An 18,257-nucleotide genomic window follows, 5' to 3' on the forward strand; every position below is an offset into this window, starting at 1 on the left:
TCCTGTCAGGCCGCGAGGCCGGTGGGCATGACGTAGACGGGCTCGGTCGTGTGGTGCTCGCCAGTGATCGCGGCGGCGAGCGTGGCGATCAGGTCGCGGGCGGCGGGCGGGGTGACGGCGTTGCCGGCGAGGCGGACCTGTTCGCGGCGGTTGCCGACCATGACGTAGTCGCCCGGGAAGGCCATGCCCTGCTTGACCTCGGACGGCTCCAGCATCCGGAACGTGCAGTCATCCACCCGGGCCTCGGCGGCGGCCAGCTCGCCCGGCGTGATGACCGACTGGTGCCCCGCGGCGGTCAGGGTCCGCAGCGGCTCCCCGGCCGGGGTTGTCATCTCCGCTCCCCCGGAGTTGTTCCGCATCACCAGGGCGTACGCGTCGCGGGTGTGCAAGGTCCGCAGCGCCGCGGTGGTGGGGCGGGCGTCGTCGTTCCACGTCCCGCCAGCCGGGGTCACCAGACCGTGGTGGTTGCCCGACGCCGTGACCGTCGCGAGCGGGTCACCGGCAGACCGGGCGGTGGAGCCGCCGCCGCGCAGCTCGGCGATGAACGGGGCGACCATGGCCGTCTCGAGACGCGTGGTCTGGGTGCGTAGCGGCTGCCCCATGGTCTGGGCGTGCTTGCCGTCGCGGCCCTCGACGGGGATGGCCAGGGCCTTGGACTCGATGGTGTGCAGGGTCTTGAGCACGTCGGCGGTGGACCAGGCGCGGTAGTACGCGTTCGGGTCGCCGTGGGAGACGTGCTTGGGGTCGGCCGCGTCGTACGTGTTGCCCCCGGCCTCCAGGTGGAACGGGGACCAGTAGCGGGCGATCCCGGCCGCGATCCGACGCCGGGTCTTGTCGGCCAGCGGCTTGAGCCCCAGGGACTCCCGCTCCCCGATCCGCACCCCGGGGAGGGTCCAGTCGATGACCGACGCGGCGGGCAGCCAGGCGGGCTCGACGACGGCGTTACGGCACCTCGTGTTGGGGCAGCGGTAGAGGTACTGCGACCGGTAGCGGCCCGGGCGGTCACCGTTGCCGCGCTTCCACCACTGCCGGGCCTGGACCACCTCGTCACAGGTCGGGCAGTACGCGGCCGGGCGGAGCATGTGCTCGAAGTCCGGGGCGCGCTCCCCTGCCCGCCAGAACGCGATGTAGACGCGGTCGCGGGACTGCGGGGCGGGCAGTCCCCCGGCCTGGGCGTGCATGCTGTTCAGAGAGATGATCCGGTGCCGGTAGCCCATGGAGTGCATGGCAGCGAGCCAGGCGTCGAACAGGCCGCCACGGATGCCCGTGGGTGAGGACCAGTCGGCGACCTCGACGACGTTCTCGACGATGACGGCGCGGTAGTTGTGGGTCTCGGTGAACCGCACGACGTCCCACATCGTCGCCCGGGACCGCTGGGTGGCCTCGTCGGGCAGGACGTCGCCGAAGAGGTCGGGCTGGGTGTGCAGCTTGCGGCCCTTGGCCCGGGAGTGGTTCGTGCACTCCGGGGACGCCCACAGCAGGTCCGTGGTCGGGACGTAGCGGGGGTCGGTGTTGGAGATGTCGGCCTGGAGGTGGTCGGTGGTGGGGTGGTTCTCGTTGTGCGTGGCGACGGCCTTGTCCCAGTGGTTCGCTGCCAGCCGCACCGTGACTCCGGGGACGGTGACAGCTCCGGTGGAGGATCCGCCGGCGCCGCAGAACAGGTCGGTCATGGTCAGGTTGCTCATCGGGTGACCTCCATCAGGGTGTGCAGGGCAGTGCGGGCGGTGGGCTCCCAGGCCAGGGCGGTCAGGGCGACGAGGGTCCAGTCGAGGAAGAACGCAGCGCCGCGCTCGTCGAACTGGAGGTCGGCAAGGTGCCAGCCGTGGGCGCGGTCGGTGGGGTGCAGGGTGGCGATCAGGCGGCACATGCGCTGCTCCCCACCGGACATGACGGCCAGGGCGTGGGCGGCGTCGGACGGGGTGGGTCCGGCGGCCTGCCAGGCGTCCCAGTCGGCGTCGGTCGCGTAGGTGCCGGGCTGGCGGTGGGTGGCCTCGTAGCGTGCCCACGCGGTGGTGTGGGCGGCGAGGTCGGTGTAGGCGTCGGCGAGCTGGTCCAGCCAGTGCGGCCGGTCCTCCCCCGGCAGCACGACACGGGCCACGAGCTGACGGGGCCAGTCGTGCCGGGACAGGAGCCAGTCGGCGGCCTCGTACGGGTCGGACAGCGACGGCGGGACGGTGCGAGCGGTCATGGCGTGCTCCTCGATCGGTGGTCAGGCCGCCGCGGCGGCAGGGGAAGCGGTGACAGCGGGACGTGCAGGCGTGCCCGTCGCGACGGTGACGGCGTGGGCGCAGTACCGCTCGGACTCGGGCCAGTTGGCGGGGTACACGTGCCCGGTCGCGGTGTGGATGGGCACGACGCCGTTGGCCCGCAGCAGCCAGCGCTGCCGGGCGGCCCGGGCACGCTCGACGGCGGCGGCCTCGGCATGGCCGTGCTCGTCGGCCGTGGCGGCGCGCTGGTCGCACAGCTCGTCGAACGCGGGCGAGTTCGTGCGCCGGCGCAGCTCGGCTCCGACGCGCTCGTGGTGCTCTTCGGCTGCCGCCTCGGCCTCGGCGTCGATCTGCCGTAGGGCATCCTCGATCCCGGCGGCGTGCCCGGCGTCGTAGCCCTTCTTCCAAGCGTCCCGGGTCCCGAGGGCGCAGCCGACGCCCTCGCCGGTGTCGTAGCCGTGCAGCCACGCGGCGATGACCTGTGGGTCGTAGGTGCGACCTGCGGCGGGCGTGGTGGTGGTCATGACGCACTTCCTTCCTGGTTCGGTGGTGGGACCTGGGGGCCGCCGCCCGGCCCGTGGGCCGGACGGCGGGGCTGGATCAGTTGCGGTAGTAGCCGCCGTTGATGGTGTGGGCCTGGATGCCGACCGTGCCGCCGCGCGAGATGTTCACGACGGTCCCGGTGGTGCGCTCGATCGCTCGCTTGAGGGCCTCCTCTGCCTTCATCTCGTCCTCGATCGCCCGGGTGTTGAGGGCCTTGGCCTTGGCGGTCTGCCCGGCCGGGGCCTTGGTCCGCAGCGCGTCACGCCACGCCTTGGCGGTCTCCTCGACGCGCTTGCGGGCGTTGTCCAGGTCGCGCTGTGCTCGCTTGATGTCGTTGCTCATGGGTGCTGTTCCTCCGGTGGTGTTCCTGGTCGCGTGGCATCTGCCGCGCTCTCCCGCCGCCCGACGCCGGGCCGGGCGCCGAGAGGGTGCGTCAGCGGCGCCTCTGGTCGCGGATGTAGCGCTCGGCGTCGGTCTCGTCGTCGAACCGGCGGCAGCCGCAGCGGGTGCTGTCGTGGGGCTGGTAGTCGCAGCCGGGCGCGATGGCCGCGTAGCGGATGCCGGGGTGTCCGGCATCGGACACGGGAATCAGGAGCCATCTGCGTGTTGGCCGATTGATCCGGGACATGTGGGTTCCTCCATGGGTGGGGTGGCGTGGCGGGTCTGCCGCGCTCTCCCGCCGCCCGACGCCGGGGCCGGGCGGCGAGAGGGCGTGTCAGCGGGCCAGGACCTCGCGGATCAGCTCGACGTGGGCGGGGAAGACACGACCAGTGCCGAGGGCGGCGGTCAGGGTGGTGAAGTCCTCGGCGGGCATCCATGCCGCCAGGCGGGCGTCATCCATCCCGCGCACCGTGGGGCGGGTGAACAGCGGGATGACGAACGGGACGGTCACCATCCATGCGTTGGCCCCGGCACGCGGGTCGGGCACGGCGCGGGCCGACCACATCACCGCGTCGTTGGGGTCGACACGCAGCGTGGTCTCTTCACCGACCTCGCGGGCCATGGCCTGCCGTGGGCTCTCGCCGGGGTCGAGCATCCCGCCGGGCAGTGCCCAGCCGTGGCCGTCGGTGCGTTCGACCATGAGCAGGCACCGGCTTCGGTCCGAGCCGCGCCCGAACGACAGGACAGCGGCATCGACAGCGACCGCTTCACCCCAGTGCCACAGGCCGCCCCGCCCCTCGGGAAGGTCGGTGGTCAGGGGGTTGACGGGCAGGCCGTCCACGACGTCGAACGGGACCAGGGCGCGGGCCTGACGCTCGGCCCAGTCGATGACGCGGGGGTCGGTGGTGTCGGGGCCATGCGGGGTGGTGGTGTTGTACTCGCGTGCGGTGCTCATCAGGGGTTCCTCTCGGGCCGTCGTACGGCCTGTTTTTGGCATGGGTGGGGTAGGGGCGCGTCGGTAGCGGTAGCGGGGCCGGCGTGCCCTGGAAGTGGGGTGCGGAGTGTGTTTCGAGGGGGTAGCGGGAGGGCCGCTACCGCGCTACTTCGTTGGAATCACGCGGTTTTCGGCGGTAGCGCTGCCGCTACCGGTAGCGGGGCTCTGCGCTACCTGCGCTACCCCCGTCGCGGCCTCGGGACCCTCGGGCAGGGGCTCCGGGACGGGGCCGAGGCTGATCCTGGTCACGACCAGGACGACGGCGGCGAGGAACGCGAGGGCGGCGACGGCGGCGAGCACCTGAGCCACCGGGGCCAGGCCGAACGCCAGGTGGGCGACGGTGAGGGCCGAGGCCGAGACGAACACGAACCCTGTGCGGGTGATGCCCGTCTCGATGGCGTTGACCAGGGCGTTTGCGTCCCGGACCAGTGCGGCGTACTCCTGCGGGTCCATCTGCTCTGTGGTGGTGCTCATGGCTTCCTCCAGATTCGGGGACGGGCGCGGGGACAGGCAGGTTCACGTCGGGTAGCTGGTCACCGGCCCGCCTTGGCCTGGTCCAGCGCGCTCTTGGCGGCGTTCATCACCTCGACGCTGGCGAGGAAGTCCTGCCACGCCTTCCAGACCTTGACCTGGCTGGTCTTCCCGGCGGTGAGGGCATCGTCGGCGCGGTCGTGGATCCGGCCGAGCTCCTTGCTCCGGGCGGCGGCCTGGTCGTAGGCCCGCTGTGCCTGCCGGATGCGGTCGGTGTTGCTCATCGTGGTTCTCCTCCTGATCACGGTGACGGTGACGGCGGTCGGTCGGTCGGTGGTGGATCAGAGCGTGTAGCGCATGTGGCCGATGAGGGCGCCCTGGTGGTCGTACACGGGGACGTCGATCGCCTCGGGGCCGAAGTCGCCGTGCTTGGCGCGTCGCCGGTCGGCCTTGGCGCGCAGGGCGGCGAGCTGTGCCTTGGTGAGCTTGGCGCCCTGGGCGGCGAGCATGTTCGGGGCGGTGATCTTGACCATGGCGGGTGCTCCCTTAAGGGTGGTGTTCGACGGCGGGCAGGTAGATCAGGACGTGTCAGGCCGCCTCGGCGTCGCTGTCCGTGTCGGTGGCGCTGTCCGTGGCCGGGCGGAGCTCGGCCAGCAGGCGGCGCGCCGTCCGGTCGGTCACGTGGTGCCCGGCGTCGGACAGCGCGGCCAGGGCGTCACTGGCGGTCGCGGCCGGGCTGGTGGACAGCAGGCCGGACACGATGTCCCGGCGGACAGCCCGGTCACCGGCCGACGCCGCCGGGCGGACGGTTCGAGGCGACTTGGGCCGGACAGCGGCGCGGACGTTGGCCCGGACACGGGGCGTGTCCTGTCCGGCCGCCGGGGTGGCGGACAGGCGGTCGGTGTCCGCCTCGGTGTCCGCCAGGATGTCCGCGACCTCGGCCCGGACAGCGTCGGCCGCCTTGTCCTCGTAGTCCGGCCCGGACACGACCGGGGCGGCGAGGTGTCCGGCAACGCGGTTGTTCGCCTCGACGTGCAAGCGGGCCACATCGGTCACGGCGTCCGCGACGGCGGACAGCGAGTCCATCCACTCCACGGTCCGGGTGCGCATCTCGGCCGGGGGAACCGACTTGAGAGCGACAGCGCGAGCGGCCCGGCGGCGAGCCTCGGCACGCTCGATCGCACGGCGGGCGGCGGGGGTGCCGTCGTCGGCGGCGTGCGCCCGGACAGCGTCCTCCGTGGTCAGGAACAGAGCGTGCATCCGCATGGACTGCCGGATGCTCGCCCAGGTGTTCCCGGACGCGAGGTGGCGGTCACCGATGAGGGCGAGGTGCCACATCAAGGCGGCCAGCAGGGGCACGACGAACCGGAAGAGGACCGCGCCGGCCGGGTGCCCGAGGTAGACCTCGTGCCATGCGGCGAACACACCGGACGCCGTGGACAGCGCCCACGTCAGGGTCAGCAGGGTGCCGCCCGGCCGGTTGTCCCGGGCGGCCTCCCGGGCCAGCAGAGCGACGGTCACGAGCGACAGCTCGAACACCCCGGCGGTGGTGTACGCGGTGGCCTGGTCCATGCCCAGGACGTCGCTCCCGAACCCGACCATGGCGAGGTAGGCGGACACGGTCGAGATGACGGCGACGGAGACGGCTCCGCCCAGAACCAGGCGGCGCGACCCGCGCCGCGGTGCATCGGTGGTGTTGGTGCTCATGGTGGTGCTCCTCTCGTGTGTGGGGTGGTGCCCGCTCATCGGGCGCGTTCCATCTGGGCGGCGGTCAGGGTGATCAGGCGGGTAGGCCGGGCGAGCTGGACCAGGTAGACGTACGGGTCGCTGCCGTCGTCCACGCGGGTGTCGTCCACGTCCACGACGCGTCCGACCTGTCCCCGGGACGGCCCGGCCGTGACCCGGACCTTGGCCTTGACGCTGAACGTGCTCATGGGTCAGTCCTCCGTGGTGGTGTCGGTGCCCAGCTCGGTGACGATCTCGGCGCGGACCAGGCCCTTGCGGGTGCCCTCGGTGCCGTTGTGGCGGCCCTTGACGTCGCGGGCCTTGACGCCGTGGCGGCGGGCGGCTGAGTTGACCTGGGTGGCGTTCCAGCCGTCGTAGAGGGTCGGCTTGTGCTCGGCCAGGCGCTCGGCCAGCACCTCGGACCAGACCTTCCCGTTGGGCCAGGCGGGGTCGTTCTCGGGCCAGACCGCGATCAGGTGGTGCAGGATCGTGGACCGGTCGTCGTCGGCGGCGATCTCCCCAGCGGCCATGCCCGAGAGCCAGCCGCCCTCGGTGCGGGCGATCAGGGCACGCTCGACGATCTTTTCCGAGGTCGGGATGTCGATGTACGCGCCACGGACCAGGGCCGGGGACTCGCCCTCGCCCCGGAAGTAGGCAAGGCCCTTGTCGTTGGTGGTGAAGTTGTTCGCGGCGAACCCGGCGGCGTGCGCCCCGTTACCGAGGACGACGTCGTTGGCGCGCCAGTCCATGACCATCAGGCACCACCGGTAGGTGCAGGCCCGCGAGATCGACGCGGGGATCATGTCGTTGTTCGGCTCCTGGGTGGCGAGCCAGAGCATGATCCCGGTAGCGGGACCACGCTTGACCAGGTCCTCACACAGGGCCGCGATCTCCTTGCCGTACGTGGCGTCGGTGAACGCGATGTGGCACTCGTCGATCAGGATTCCGATCGGGTGCAGCCCCAGCTCGTGCTGGTCTGCGATGTCGCTGGTGATCTTCTTTTCCTTGACCGACAGGCCACGGATCGTCGCGGCGCGGCGGGCGCGGTCCTCGACGAGCCGCTTGAGGTCGTCCCGGATGAACTTCATGTCATCGGTGGAGTCGCCCACGCGCAGGGCGTGCGCGATCGGCCCGAGCGAGTCCAGGTCGCCGGTGGCCTTGAGGTCGTAGGCGTGGATCTCCACACGCGGGTCCAGGGCCATCGCCATGCCGATGGTCCGCAGCGCGAGGGTCTTGCCCATGCGGGGGACGGCGCCGATGATCCCGGAGTTGAACATCAGCGTGGCGGTCACGTCGCGGTGGCGGACGTCCTCGGCCAGGGCGATGGGCTCGAACACGTTGGTCGCCCCGGACTTGGCGTGCTTCCACTTCACGGCGTCGCGCTTGTGCAAGGGCTTGTCCGAGATGAACAGAACCAGGCGTGCCTCGTGCACCTCGGTGTCGCCCGAGGGCCACACGCAGCCCTTCTGCCGGCGCAGCGCGGAGGCCAGGCGGTTGCGCAGCTTGACGACGTCCTCGGCGGTCTTGCCCGGGGGCAGGTCCACCAGGACCTCGACGCCGCCGCGCAGGGTCCGCATGCCCAGGATCTCCAGGCCGGGCAGGCCGCGCTTGGACGGCTCCGGAGAGATCCCGAGCGTGGCCAGGGCCTCGGTGACGAACGGGATCGTGATCGTCGGGGCCTTGGCCTTGCGGCCCGTGGCCTTGGCCAGCCACGGAGCCCGGGCAATGCCATACCCGCCCATGCTGCCGACCAGGGCGAACAGGGCCGCCCAGGTCGCCCACCACGGAGTGAACTGGATGAACAGCAGCGCGCCCACGAACCCGGCCAGGGACAGGCCGACCGTCGCGAACCACCGCGCCCGCAACAGGGCCGCGTAGTCCTTGCGGATCTCCGCGTCCTCCCCCGCGGCGCGGGCGGCCTTGCGTCGCTCGGCGCGGTGGGTCTTGTAGTCCAGGTCCCACACCCAGGTCCAGTGCCGCTGAGCGAGCAGACCGGCACCGTACGGGGCCAGAACGACAGCGATGAGCGGGTAGAGCGGGATCAGGACCCAGTTCGAGCCCAGCCACGACGTGGCCTGATCGACCTCACGGCGAGCAACAGACGGAGCACGACCGGTCAGCGACCGCAGACCGTCCAGCAGGGCCAGGACACCGCCCGGAGCGTCGTCGTCCTCGTACTCGTCGTCCTCGTCGCCCACCTCCCCGCCGGCCACCTCGACCGACGGGGAAGCAGCGCGACCCTGGTCCAGCGTGTTCGCGTCAGCGCCACTGAGGGTCGCGTCAGCGATGGACTCGCCCACGGCCTCCGGGCCGCTCGGCAGGGCGAGCAGCGCCTCCAGCTCCGCGATCTCCGAGGCGTCGTCAGGCGGGTAACCGCCCTCGTGCTCGTTGGGGGTGGTCACGCCAGCACCCCGCTGAAGATGTTGTTGAACAGCTCCTGGATCATGACCGAGGCGTCCTGACCGACCGGCGTAGCGGCCAGCATCAGGCCGGTGGCGACCATGAACAGCGACGGTCCCCAGCGCTCCGGGCCCCACTTGCACAGGCAGAACGCGACGACGGCGAAGATGAACGCGATAACGGAGATAGCCATTGGGGTGTCCTCTCAGGCGGCAGTGCGGTGGGCAGGGCGGATGACGACCCGGCGGGCCGTGGAAAGCGGCTGGACCAGTCCGAAGACCGGGGCCGTAGACGTAGCGCGGGAGGCGCGGGTCCGGATGACCGTGTTCAGGGCGGTCACCGCGCGGCGGTGAGCCTCGGTCGCGGCCGGGCCGGGCGAAGCGGCCATCTGGCACTCGGCGTCCACCACGGCGACCTCGGCCGAGATGACCGGCTCCTCGGCGGCGATGGCCGCGAGGTCGGTGAACGTGGGCTCAACCTCGAACCCCGCGTAGTCGGTGTAGGTCACCAGCCCCACCCCCGACGACCGTTGCCACCGTTGCCACGCTCAGCGGCAAGGGCGGCCTCGTGGACCTTGCGAACCCGGTCCTTCATGGCCTCGACCTTCCGGGCCAGAGACGCCGCCGTACGGCCGTCCTCCTTGAGGCCGTCAGCGGTGGTGCCGTGCTGGGTCAGGACCCGGGCGGCCTTGTTCAGGCCGTCCTGGGCTTCGAACAGGTACCTGCGTGCTACGTCCAGACCACTGATGCGGTGCTGAGACATCTCACTACCTCGCTTCCTCGTCGTGACTGTGATCCGGATCTATGTCCCGGGTCACAGTCCTGTTGAGAGGAAACCTTGCAAGTTGCGAGGCAACCTGTCAACTGATTGGTGCCCTCGCATCTGATTTGGCAGCGGGCGCTCAGGCGTGGATGATCGGTAACCAGCCAGTTGTTAGGCCGAAACCAGCCAGTTGCGAGATTCCAATGTGAGGTAGGTCACATGTCGCAGTACAGCGCCGACGACGTTGGCGGCAAGAAGCTCGAACGAGTGGAGCGGATCCTCCGAAACGACATCGAAGCGGGCAGGCTCCGAGACGGTGCAGCGTTGCCCTCGTCGCGCGATCTGGCCGAGCAAATGGGCGTAAGCGCCTGGACGGTGAGCAAGGCGATCGAACAGCTCGTAGCCGACGGTCTCGTTGAGGCCATCTCCCGCTCTCGCCGCATCGTTCGAAGCGGCATCACAGCGCCAACTGAGAGCGGTAAGCCCCGCCGACCGCACGTGTTCCTGATCGGCGGCTACGCGGGTAGCGGCAAGTCGGAGCTGAGCCGCGTGCTGTCTCGGGTCACGGGATCCGCCATCGTGGACAAGGACACGACAACGCGCGCCGTCGTCGAAAGGCTTCTCGAAGAGCTCGGGCGACCGGCGCACGACCGTGAGTCACAGACATACCTGGAGCACGTGCGCCCGTTCGAGTACGAGGCGCTTCTTGCAACCATTGAGGAGAACGCCGAGGTTGGTGTAGGGGTCATCGCCACAGCGCCGTTCATCCGTGAGTTTCAGGACGCTGCGTGGATCGAACGAATCGGCACGCGCCTGAACGCGGCGGGCGTCGGGCTCAGCCTGGTCTGGGTGCGCTGCGACGCAACCACGATGCACACCTACCTGAAGCGTCGTGGTGCTGCTCGCGACACGGGCAAACTCTCGAACTGGGACGACTACATCGCGGGAATCGACCTCGCATTCCAGCCAGCAGCGGACCACGTCATCATCGACAACTCAGCGTCCAGCGAGCCTCTGCAGAGCCAGGCAACCAAGATGCTCGCGACCATTTCGGCGGCGGCATGACCACGCGGCCCTCAAGCGCGGCACAGGCGATACGCGACGCGCGGCTACTCCCGATCCTGCGCGGGCCGGACGTTGAGCGCCTTGCCGACGTCGCTGAGGTGCTGGTGTCCGAGGGAATTCGGGCGCTGGAATTTCCCATCGCCCGGCCAGAGGTTCTTTCGGTGGTTACGAAGATTGCAAGCCGCCTCGGGAACACCGGATACGTCGGTGCCGGCACGGTGCGAAACGTCACTGACGCACAGCGAGCGATCGACGCCGGCGCGGGCTTCCTGGTCGCTCCGAGCATGTCAATGCCGGTGATCGAATACGCCCGGGAACGCGGCATTGGGTTCGTTCCTGGGGTCTTCACTCCGAGTGAGATCGACGCGGCCACCCAGGCGGGCGCCGAGGTGGTCAAGCTCTTCCCTGCCAGCTCGCACAGCCCGAAGTTCATTCGTCAGCTCCTGCCACCGCTGCCGGACGCCGGAATCATGCCGACCGGGACGATCACGCGGCAGGATGCCCGCGCGTGGCTCGATGCCGGGGCTGTCGCTCTCGGCGTCGGCTCCGACCTTGTAGGCGACAGCATGAACACCGGCGACTACAACGCGGCCCGGACCTCGGCGCGCGAGTGGCTAGCCATCGTGGGTGCCGAGTAGTCGCGTCGACGCATTCGCGTCGGCGGCGGGCTCTAATCTCAAAACCTCTAACAGCAATGGCCCATCCTCCCGGATGGGCCATTGCTGTTAATGCATGCTGTTCTCATGCACCACACACCAATGGTGGCGGCCGTAACGCTCGCAGTGGTCATGATGGTGACCGGGTGTAGCGCACAGCCGCTGGTAAGCACCGCACCAAGCCCGGCCGCGTCCCAGTCACCATCTGCCGATCCAACGCCCATCCATACCATTCGCGATCGCTGCGAAGCCTTCACCAGTGCGGTCGCCGAACTTCTCGGGTCGGAAATCGTCAAACGCGATGACCGGAGCCTCAGCGATGGTGTGGAAGCGTGCTGGTGGCAGACGGACTACTCCGGCTACATCGCAGCACTTAGCGGTCCCGCGCCGCTCGATTTCGTCGCGATCCTTGATGACCTGTACGACGAGCCCACCGCATGGCACCGCTCGATGGATTCGCCAATGTGGGCCACAGGTCAGGGGGTCGGCGGGCAAGCATCGTGGACCTCGAAAGATGAGAGCGTTCAGACCGGCATCATTGCCCGAGGGATCGACGGCGATCGACTCATGGACCTCATGGGGTTGGCAGCGGAGATAGCCCAGTATTGAGCGAACCTCACCGGTCGAGGTACTCGCACGCGTCGCGATGCACGACGGCCGACCACTCGCCCCAGCCGGGATACTCCGCGGTGAAACTCCGCCACGGGCCGCGAACATGGGTGACCTCTCCAACCATCGTCACGACAGTGCCGTCGTAAGCACGGGCGGTGCATCGGGCGGGGATCGGCTGCGGCAGCTTGACTGCCGGGACCGACGCCGGACCCTGATGTTCGATCAGACGCTCAGCCGCCCATCCCCGCTCCTCCAGGCCATGTTTACGCCACGACGCGATCCGGCGCTCTTGCGCCTGCCTATCCCGCTCACGCCCCGCGTCGCCCACATGGGCCGTGCCGTTCATGGGTATCAGTATGGACCACTATTCGAACACAGGTGCTATCCGGTCTGGGCAAACGGAGCCGAGGGACCCCATGACGAGGCCCCACCTGCAAGAGGTGGGGCCTCGCACTACACGCGATACGGATCAGGCTCAGGCATCAGACAGCAACAGCGCTTGTAGTCAGCTGCTCGTCCCGCCGCGCCACCAACGCCGGAGGCCCACTCTCATCCCGAGAGTGGGCCTCTAGTAGTAGCGTCGCCAGCCCGGCCGGACCTAGAACAGCTTCTCAACTTCAGTCAGGATCGCCGACATCACTTCAGGAGACACAGTGCCGGTCGAGCCCTTCTGTGCGTCAAGTGCGCGCGGGCTGAGGCCCCATAGGCGCCTCGCGCGAGCCCAGGACCTGCCCTTCAAGCCTGCTTGACTGTGATCGTCAATGACTACATCGCCGTTCCTCGGAGAGCCGCCGTCGCCAAAGCTGGTAACTGGTACGACCAGCAGGACACCATCTTCGTCGTTGCCGAACTTGGAGATCCCAATCACGACCACCGGCCGGTACTTACCAGCTGCGGGCTCGTCGTTGAACGGCACATCTGCACGCCACACCTGCCCGCGCGCGAACTTCGTCACGAATCGGAGGCCGAATCAGCGGTCCCACACCGAGTCAAAGTAGTCCGCCATGTCGCGGTCGACTTCGCCGATCGGTGCAAGCTCCGACTCGTCGACCTCTACCTCTTCGACGACTCCTCGGTTATAGCGGTTTCGGGCAGCAGCGATCGAGAGGACTACGCCGGGTGCCCTGGGCTGCGTACGCGTCTCCGCAGGCGGAACCACATCAACCCACGCACTCGCTGTGTCTCCATCGACGCAGTCAATGCGCTCAGCCAGTTTGAATGTGCTCACCTGAATCCCTTCCCTTCCCCTGTCCGTCGACGAGCATCGAGACGATGCTATCGATCGTACGGACTTCGTCTGCCGCACTAGTTATAACGTCCTGCGCACTTGTAACCGTTCCACCGACCTTGCGCCGTAGCGCCACGTCCGCGAGGAGCGCGACAGATGGAACCTGCTCCGGGAACAAGCCCTCGTAGACGGGCCGGCGACCGCTGATCCGTCCCATCCGCGGGTCACTGAGGCGGTCCCGTAGCTCCTTGTCATCGATGATCCCGAACTCGACCTGCGCCGTGTGCTCCATCGACTCGAAGTCGACCAGGGCAGAAGCGTCAACAGCTCGGAACCCTGCGCGACTACCCATCACACCGGTCATCGCGGACGCGAGCCCTGCCCGCTCTTCGTTGTAGTCGGTGGAGTCGATCTCGCTAGTCCAGACAGAGTCCGTTGCCGTCAGTACGCAACTTTCCGGCTCGAAGACCTCGAACAACCCGGCCAACGCAGGCTCAAGGTTGTCGATGCTGAGGTCCGCGGCGCTGCTCGAAATATCCGCATGGCTGCGACCAATTACGAGCTTGAGGCTTCGGTCAACCAGTGAGATGCCGATGTGGCCTTCCCCCTCGTCGGCAAAGGCCACAGGGCTAGTGTTCTTCTCAAGCCACTCCAGCAGACGCAGCCTCCTCATCCCGAAGGTCAGGATCGGCGTCCACCGGAGACGGTGGGAGACGGTCCACATCTGAGGCATGGTCGCAGGCTACATCCAACGCCGCCTGAACGCAGTGACCTAGGGCACGGACTTCGCTGAAAGCGAGGTGAACTAGATCAGGGCTGCTTCGCCTCAGTGACGACCGCTCGCCGCCACTCGCCGGGGGCATGGATCGCGACGTTCACCCAGTGGTTCGTCTCACTGAGCTTCTGCACAAGCAGGTGTCCGCTGTCCACGGTCACCCGTTGCCCGCTCTCGTAGGTCTTGGCAGTGGTCAGACCCTTGTCGACGTTGACAGCCATGGTCGCTCCTCTCCCCTGCACGCACGGTGCGCAGCAAGGTGTCGCTGTCGAAAGTACGACAAGTAGCCTTCCCCAAACGGCCCCAGGCCACGCGGACCTACCTCTTCACCCCCAAGTTCACCCGACGCCCCGTGGGATACCACTCGACGTCGTGCCATCGGCGTGCCATTACCCCAGGCCACAGGGGGCGACTCGTGGCCGCTCCTGGCCGCTCGAACGCGCGCCAAACAGCGGACGACAGGTAGGCGAGCACAGTTCCCAAGCTGATAGCGCGGGTTCGATTCCCGTCACCCGCTCCAGCACGAAGCCCCAGGTCAGAACGTTCTGACCTGGGGCTTCGTCGTTCCCGGGGCCTCAAGGAAGAGGCCGGAGCCGGAAGATCAGGATGCCGAGGTGCTTGTCCATCCACGCCTGCTTGTGCGGGTAGCGGCGCCGGGCGTCCTCGGAGAGTTGCGGTTCCACGGCGGCCTCGACCCAGAACCCGGCCGCGCTGAACAGGTTCAGCAGGTCGGCGACGGTGTAGCCGCGCTTCGTCAGGGCGACCTGGTCGTTCCAGCCTCGGTGGTAGTAGGTGTACGGGGCCGTGGAGTAGTACTCCTCGCCGAGGGTGGTCCCGTTCTGCTCCGCCCGTTCGACGGCGTACCGGATCGGGTGCGTCCGCGACAGCAGGACGAACCCGTCGTCGGCGAGCATCGACCGCGCCGCCCGCAACGTGCGCACCGGGTCGTCCGCGTAGCCGATGGTCTGCAGGAACAAGATCCGGTCGAACGTCCGGCCCGCGAGCGCCGGCACCGACCCCAGGTCGGAGAGGTCGCCGCGGACGAGCTCCATGCCGGGCGTCGGACCGGCCGGGAAGTTGCCGCTGATGTCGACGCCGACGGAGGCCGCCGCGCCGTCGCGCACCAGCTCGGCGAGCTTGGCCCCGTTGCCACAACCGACGTCCAGCACCGACCGTCCGTCGACGTCGCCCAGCAGGTCGCGCTGCGCGGGCCACTCGACCAGGCGGTCCAGCGAGTCCTCCTTGGCCCGCGCCTGCTCGTAGCCCTGGGCGAGCGTGAACCACGGCCGGCTCGCGTCGCCGGCGTCGGCCCGCGACGACATCAGAGCCGCGCGAACCGGGCGCGCGCGAAGGAGTAGCCGCCGTACGCGGCGATCCCCAGCCCGATGACGATGAGCAGCGCCGTGCCGTACGGCTGGTCGCGCATCGTGTGCAGCGCCTCGTCGAGGCCGCCGGCCTGCTCCGGGTCCGCCGTCACCGCGGCGGCGACCACGAGGCCGCCGACCACGCCGAGCGCGATCCCCTTCGCCGCGTAGCCGATCTGCCCCAGCCGCACGACCACGGGCCGGACCGCGCTGCCGCCCGCTCCGGTGAGGTCCTCGAGGAACTTCTTCCGCACGCCCTTGACCACGTGGTAGACGCCGACGCCGACGATCACCAGGCCTGCGGCGCCCACCAGCCAGGCGCCCCCGGGCATCGCCAGGACACGCGCGGTCAGGCTCTCCTCGCCGCCGCTGCTGCCGCCCCCGCCGCCCGTCGCGTAGCGGACGCCGGAGACCGCAAGCACCCCGTACAGCACGGCCTTGGCCACGCTCTTGCCTCGCGCGGCCGCCTGGTTGTCCGCGTTCGGCACGCCGACGACGGCGGTGGCGAGCTGCCAGACCGCGAGCGCCGTGAAGCCCACGGCGACCAGCCAGAGGACCAGCTCTCCGCCGGGCATCTGGGCGACCGCCCGGAAGGCGCCGGACTGGTCCGCCTGCCCCTCGGACTCGCCCAGTGCGAGCTGGACGGCGAGCCAGCCGATCAGCAGGTGGAGCACACCGGAGGCGGCATAGCCGCCGCGGGCGAGGCCGCGTACGGCGCGGCTGTTCTTCGCTCGGCGCACGGCGCCGCCTGCGCTGGTGGAGTTCTGGGGCACGGGGACACCTCCATCGGGTCGCGCGGGGTCGCGACCGCCCAACATTCGCGCATTTCCCCGCAATTCGCACGTCCGTCAGGCGTCGTCGTCCACTTCGTCAGGCAGGGTCGTCAGGACGGTCAGGGGTACGTGCGTCTCGTCCGGGCGGGGTTCGAGGCCCACCAGGACGAAGGCGTCGCGACCGTCGGGGCTGGTCCAGCCCTCGGTCCAGGCCTCGTCCACGTCCGGCAGCTCCGGCATCGCGGTCCAGCCGCGCCCGACGAGCTCGTCGGCATAGGCGTCCCGCACGGCCGCCGGATCGACGTCGACGTCCAGGACGAGGGGCAGGTTGCGCAGCCGCTCGTCGTCGACCTCCTCGGAGAGCGCGTCGTGGACGGGGCCGGAGGCACGCAGGTCGCGGCCCGCGACGTCGTCCCCGAAGGCGTACTCCTCCGGGGCCCGCACCCCGGGCGGCATGCCCGGCAGGGCGCCCGACGGCGGGGGCGGCGTGCAGCCGGCCAGCACCCCGACGACCAGCGCCACGCCGGCGAGCCGGGTGGCACTGGCGAGCCGTGTGGCGCCGCGTGCGACATGGAGCGGACGGGTCGGGGCCGGACCGGGCAGGCGAGGCGTCATCGGCGCAGTCTGCCCGGCCGGCATGAACGCGAGATGACGCCAGGAACGCCGCGGGCCGGACCCACCGTCCGGCCCGCGGCGTTCGTCCGTGGGGGCCTCAGCCCCGGATCGGTGCCGTCACGTGCAGCGACACCGGCAGCCCGGGCCCGGCGGCGGGCACCCAGCCCGTCCAGCACCGCCAGGTGGTGCGCCCGTGCGGCTCGCTGCCGTGGTGCCCCGCCCGCTCGGTGAGGTGGAGCATCCTGGCGAGCCGGGCGGCGTCGGGCGACCGGGCCGCGACGACGTCGACGGTCAGCATGGCCACGACGTCGTCCTCGAGGTCGAGGTGGTCCACGCCGGCCCGGACGTCCAGGGTGTGGATGTCGTAGACGTGCGCGATGAGCGCGGTGACCTCCACGAGCTCGGCAAGGTGCGCCCCCGGCGTCGGGCAGCCCTCGGGGCCGAGGCCCCCGGTGCAGGACCCTGCTGTCATGTGGGCCACGCGCGGACCGGGCGGGCCGAGCCACGCAGGTCGCCGTAGACGTACATGTCGATGCCCCTCCAGCACCCGGTCCACATCGTGAAGCCCGGTCGGGTGGCCGGGTAGTCGGTCGCCACCGTGATCCCCAGCTGCTCCGCGATGGCCGCACCCTCGGAGCGCTGCGTCGGATGCAGCACCAGGTGATCGCGGAACACCTCGACCCACTTGACCCGCGCGTCCCCCACCTCGTCCAGCAAGTCCCGCACACTCAGCGTGGTATCAGCCAGGGTGCCCGCAATCGTTGCCATTTCTCCTACCTCTCTGCACCTACCTCTAGGCGCATAGACAGCGTGTTGCGGGTTAACTGGGGGTTGCAACCGCTACGCGGAAAAGTTGCGTATACGCACTGGCTGCGGGTTAGGTGGGTTCCGTGTCTAGAGAGGGACGTGTGACTGCCGCAAGCATCGCCAAGGATCTTCGTGCCGCGATCCGCTCCGGGACCTACAAACCGGGCGATCGCCTTCCGAGCGAGGCCGCGCTCATGTCGAACTACGGCGTGGCCCGGATGACGGCGCGCCACGGCCTGTCGATGCTCAAGGACGAGGGTCTGACCGTGACCCGGCACGGCTCCGGCGTCTTCGTGCGCTCGTTCGAGCCGATCGTCCGCGACAGCACGGGCGGCAAGGCCGGCGAGTCCACGGTGACGGCGGAGATCGACGAGACCGGCGCCGGCCTCGTGGTCCGCACCCTCGCCGTGACGGCGGAGGCCGAGCCGTCCGAGAAGATCCGCACGACGCTCGGCCTCGCCGAGGGCGACAAGGTCACCGTGCGGGAGCGGCTGCACCTGCGGGAGCGCAAGCCGGTCCTGTTCGCGACGTCGTACCTGCCCGCGGCGATCGCGGCCGGCACGCCGATCGCGGACCAGGAGGTCGGGCCGGGCGGCACGCACGCGCGGCTGACCGAGGCCGGGCACGCGCCGGTGCGGTTCCGCGAGGACGTGGTGGGCCGCATGCCGACGATCGAGGAGATCGAGGAGCTGCGCATCGAGCCCGGCACCCCGGTCCTCGCGGTCACGCGCACCGCCTTCACGAAGGACGGGTCGCCGGTCGAGGTGAGCCACGTGGTGCTGGACGCGGGCGAGTTCATGCTCCGCTACGACATCGACTGAGCCGGAGGTGCAGCGCAGGGTGGGGGCCGAGGAACGAGGCACCCGCCCGAAGCGGAAC

Annotated in this window: 28 protein-coding genes; 4 read left to right on the forward strand and 24 right to left on the reverse strand. The window is 69.8% G+C overall.

Annotated elements, in window-relative coordinates; all coding sequences use genetic code 11:
• Positions 1–5: 5 nt before the first annotated feature.
• From FHX71_RS22990 to FHX71_RS23060, 15 genes are all read right to left on the reverse strand, one after another.
• Positions 6–1,685: a DNA cytosine methyltransferase gene (locus FHX71_RS22990; RefSeq protein WP_182619707.1), complete on the reverse strand. Its 1,680-nt coding sequence runs from the start codon at positions 1,683–1,685 to the stop codon at positions 6–8.
• A complete protein-coding gene (locus tag FHX71_RS22995) occupies positions 1,682–2,188 on the reverse strand; it encodes a hypothetical protein (RefSeq protein ID WP_182619708.1) in 507 nt (168 codons plus the stop codon). Before FHX71_RS22995 ends, FHX71_RS22990 begins: the two co-directional genes overlap by 4 nt.
• Positions 2,189–2,209: 21 nt before the next feature.
• Entirely contained in the window at positions 2,210–2,731 is a 522-nt protein-coding gene (locus tag FHX71_RS23000; RefSeq protein WP_182619709.1) for a hypothetical protein, read from the reverse strand.
• A gap of 76 nt (positions 2,732–2,807) precedes the next feature.
• Positions 2,808–3,092, reverse strand: a complete 285-nt coding sequence (locus FHX71_RS23005; protein ID WP_182619710.1) for a hypothetical protein — start codon at positions 3,090–3,092, stop codon at positions 2,808–2,810.
• A gap of 91 nt (positions 3,093–3,183) precedes the next feature.
• Positions 3,184–3,333: a hypothetical protein gene (locus FHX71_RS23010; protein WP_182619711.1), complete on the reverse strand. Its 150-nt coding sequence runs from the start codon at positions 3,331–3,333 to the stop codon at positions 3,184–3,186.
• 132 nt (positions 3,334–3,465) lie between these two features.
• Entirely contained in the window at positions 3,466–4,086 is a 621-nt protein-coding gene (locus FHX71_RS23015) for an NUDIX hydrolase (protein ID WP_182619712.1), read from the reverse strand.
• Between the two features lie 144 nt (positions 4,087–4,230).
• The gene (locus tag FHX71_RS23020; protein WP_182619713.1) at positions 4,231–4,599 is read right to left on the reverse strand and encodes a hypothetical protein; all 369 of its coding nucleotides are present in this window, start codon (positions 4,597–4,599) and stop codon (positions 4,231–4,233) included.
• A 59-nt stretch (positions 4,600–4,658) separates the two neighbouring features.
• On the reverse strand, positions 4,659–4,880 hold the full coding sequence (locus tag FHX71_RS23025) for a hypothetical protein (RefSeq protein WP_182619714.1): 222 nt from the start codon (positions 4,878–4,880) through the stop codon (positions 4,659–4,661).
• A gap of 57 nt (positions 4,881–4,937) precedes the next feature.
• On the reverse strand, positions 4,938–5,129 hold the full coding sequence (locus FHX71_RS23030) for a hypothetical protein (protein ID WP_182619715.1): 192 nt from the start codon (positions 5,127–5,129) through the stop codon (positions 4,938–4,940).
• Positions 5,130–5,184: 55 nt separating this feature from the next.
• A complete protein-coding gene (locus FHX71_RS23035) occupies positions 5,185–6,303 on the reverse strand; it encodes a hypothetical protein (RefSeq protein WP_182619716.1) in 1,119 nt (372 codons plus the stop codon).
• A gap of 35 nt (positions 6,304–6,338) precedes the next feature.
• Positions 6,339–6,530 carry a KOW motif-containing protein gene (locus FHX71_RS23040; protein WP_182619717.1) on the reverse strand — a complete coding sequence of 64 codons (192 nt, stop codon included), beginning with the start codon at positions 6,528–6,530 and terminating at the stop codon, positions 6,339–6,341.
• 3 nt (positions 6,531–6,533) lie between these two features.
• Entirely contained in the window at positions 6,534–8,723 is a 2,190-nt protein-coding gene (locus FHX71_RS30190; RefSeq protein ID WP_182619718.1) for an FtsK/SpoIIIE domain-containing protein, read from the reverse strand.
• On the reverse strand, positions 8,720–8,914 hold the full coding sequence (locus tag FHX71_RS23050; RefSeq protein WP_182619719.1) for a hypothetical protein: 195 nt from the start codon (positions 8,912–8,914) through the stop codon (positions 8,720–8,722). The genes FHX71_RS30190 and FHX71_RS23050 overlap by 4 nt, the downstream gene beginning before the upstream one ends.
• Before the next feature lie 12 nt (positions 8,915–8,926).
• Positions 8,927–9,229 (reverse strand): DUF6284 family protein, encoded by a 303-nt coding sequence (locus FHX71_RS23055; protein WP_182619720.1) that lies wholly within the window; start codon positions 9,227–9,229, stop codon positions 8,927–8,929.
• Positions 9,226–9,483, reverse strand: a complete 258-nt coding sequence (locus FHX71_RS23060; RefSeq protein ID WP_182619721.1) for a hypothetical protein — start codon at positions 9,481–9,483, stop codon at positions 9,226–9,228. Before FHX71_RS23060 ends, FHX71_RS23055 begins: the two co-directional genes overlap by 4 nt.
• Before the next feature lie 219 nt (positions 9,484–9,702).
• Here FHX71_RS23060 and FHX71_RS23065 point away from each other — a divergent pair, with 219 nt between their 5' ends.
• The 3 genes from FHX71_RS23065 to FHX71_RS23075 all read left to right on the forward strand — a co-directional run bounded on the left by FHX71_RS23065 (position 9,703) and on the right by FHX71_RS23075 (position 11,813).
• Entirely contained in the window at positions 9,703–10,548 is an 846-nt protein-coding gene (locus FHX71_RS23065) for a GntR family transcriptional regulator (protein WP_182619722.1), read from the forward strand.
• Entirely contained in the window at positions 10,545–11,186 is a 642-nt protein-coding gene (locus FHX71_RS23070) for a bifunctional 4-hydroxy-2-oxoglutarate aldolase/2-dehydro-3-deoxy-phosphogluconate aldolase (protein WP_182619723.1), read from the forward strand. Before FHX71_RS23065 ends, FHX71_RS23070 begins: the two co-directional genes overlap by 4 nt.
• A gap of 105 nt (positions 11,187–11,291) precedes the next feature.
• Entirely contained in the window at positions 11,292–11,813 is a 522-nt protein-coding gene (locus FHX71_RS23075; RefSeq protein WP_182619724.1) for a hypothetical protein, read from the forward strand.
• Between the two features lie 7 nt (positions 11,814–11,820).
• Here FHX71_RS23075 and FHX71_RS23080 read toward each other — a convergent pair whose 3' ends face one another.
• The 9 genes from FHX71_RS23080 to FHX71_RS23120 form a co-directional block, all read right to left on the reverse strand.
• Positions 11,821–12,162: a hypothetical protein gene (locus FHX71_RS23080; RefSeq protein ID WP_182619725.1), complete on the reverse strand. Its 342-nt coding sequence runs from the start codon at positions 12,160–12,162 to the stop codon at positions 11,821–11,823.
• 252 nt (positions 12,163–12,414) lie between these two features.
• Positions 12,415–12,771, reverse strand: a complete 357-nt coding sequence (locus FHX71_RS23085) for a type II toxin-antitoxin system PemK/MazF family toxin (protein ID WP_182619726.1) — start codon at positions 12,769–12,771, stop codon at positions 12,415–12,417.
• Positions 12,772–13,021: 250 nt separating this feature from the next.
• Positions 13,022–13,777: a hypothetical protein gene (locus FHX71_RS23090; protein WP_182619727.1), complete on the reverse strand. Its 756-nt coding sequence runs from the start codon at positions 13,775–13,777 to the stop codon at positions 13,022–13,024.
• Between the two features lie 77 nt (positions 13,778–13,854).
• Positions 13,855–14,040 (reverse strand): hypothetical protein, encoded by a 186-nt coding sequence (locus FHX71_RS23095; RefSeq protein WP_182619728.1) that lies wholly within the window; start codon positions 14,038–14,040, stop codon positions 13,855–13,857.
• A gap of 354 nt (positions 14,041–14,394) precedes the next feature.
• Positions 14,395–15,141: a class I SAM-dependent methyltransferase gene (locus tag FHX71_RS23100; protein WP_182619729.1), complete on the reverse strand. Its 747-nt coding sequence runs from the start codon at positions 15,139–15,141 to the stop codon at positions 14,395–14,397.
• The gene (locus FHX71_RS23105) at positions 15,141–15,956 is read right to left on the reverse strand and encodes a DUF1206 domain-containing protein (RefSeq protein ID WP_182619730.1); all 816 of its coding nucleotides are present in this window, start codon (positions 15,954–15,956) and stop codon (positions 15,141–15,143) included. The genes FHX71_RS23100 and FHX71_RS23105 overlap by 1 nt, the downstream gene beginning before the upstream one ends.
• A 75-nt stretch (positions 15,957–16,031) precedes the next feature.
• A complete protein-coding gene (locus FHX71_RS23110; RefSeq protein WP_182619731.1) occupies positions 16,032–16,571 on the reverse strand; it encodes a hypothetical protein in 540 nt (179 codons plus the stop codon).
• A gap of 97 nt (positions 16,572–16,668) precedes the next feature.
• Positions 16,669–17,043 carry a hypothetical protein gene (locus tag FHX71_RS23115; protein ID WP_182619732.1) on the reverse strand — a complete coding sequence of 125 codons (375 nt, stop codon included), beginning with the start codon at positions 17,041–17,043 and terminating at the stop codon, positions 16,669–16,671.
• On the reverse strand, positions 17,040–17,339 hold the full coding sequence (locus tag FHX71_RS23120) for a hypothetical protein (protein ID WP_182619733.1): 300 nt from the start codon (positions 17,337–17,339) through the stop codon (positions 17,040–17,042). Before FHX71_RS23120 ends, FHX71_RS23115 begins: the two co-directional genes overlap by 4 nt.
• Positions 17,340–17,479: 140 nt before the next feature.
• Between FHX71_RS23120 and FHX71_RS23125 the strand changes: the two genes are divergently transcribed.
• Positions 17,480–18,199, forward strand: coding sequence for a GntR family transcriptional regulator (locus FHX71_RS23125; RefSeq protein WP_312877183.1), 720 nt, complete (start codon positions 17,480–17,482; stop codon positions 18,197–18,199).
• Positions 18,200–18,257: the final 58 nt, after the last annotated feature.

Source organism: Promicromonospora sukumoe (assembly GCF_014137995.1).
GTDB classification, from domain to species: Bacteria; Actinomycetota; Actinomycetes; order Actinomycetales; family Cellulomonadaceae; genus Promicromonospora; species Promicromonospora sukumoe.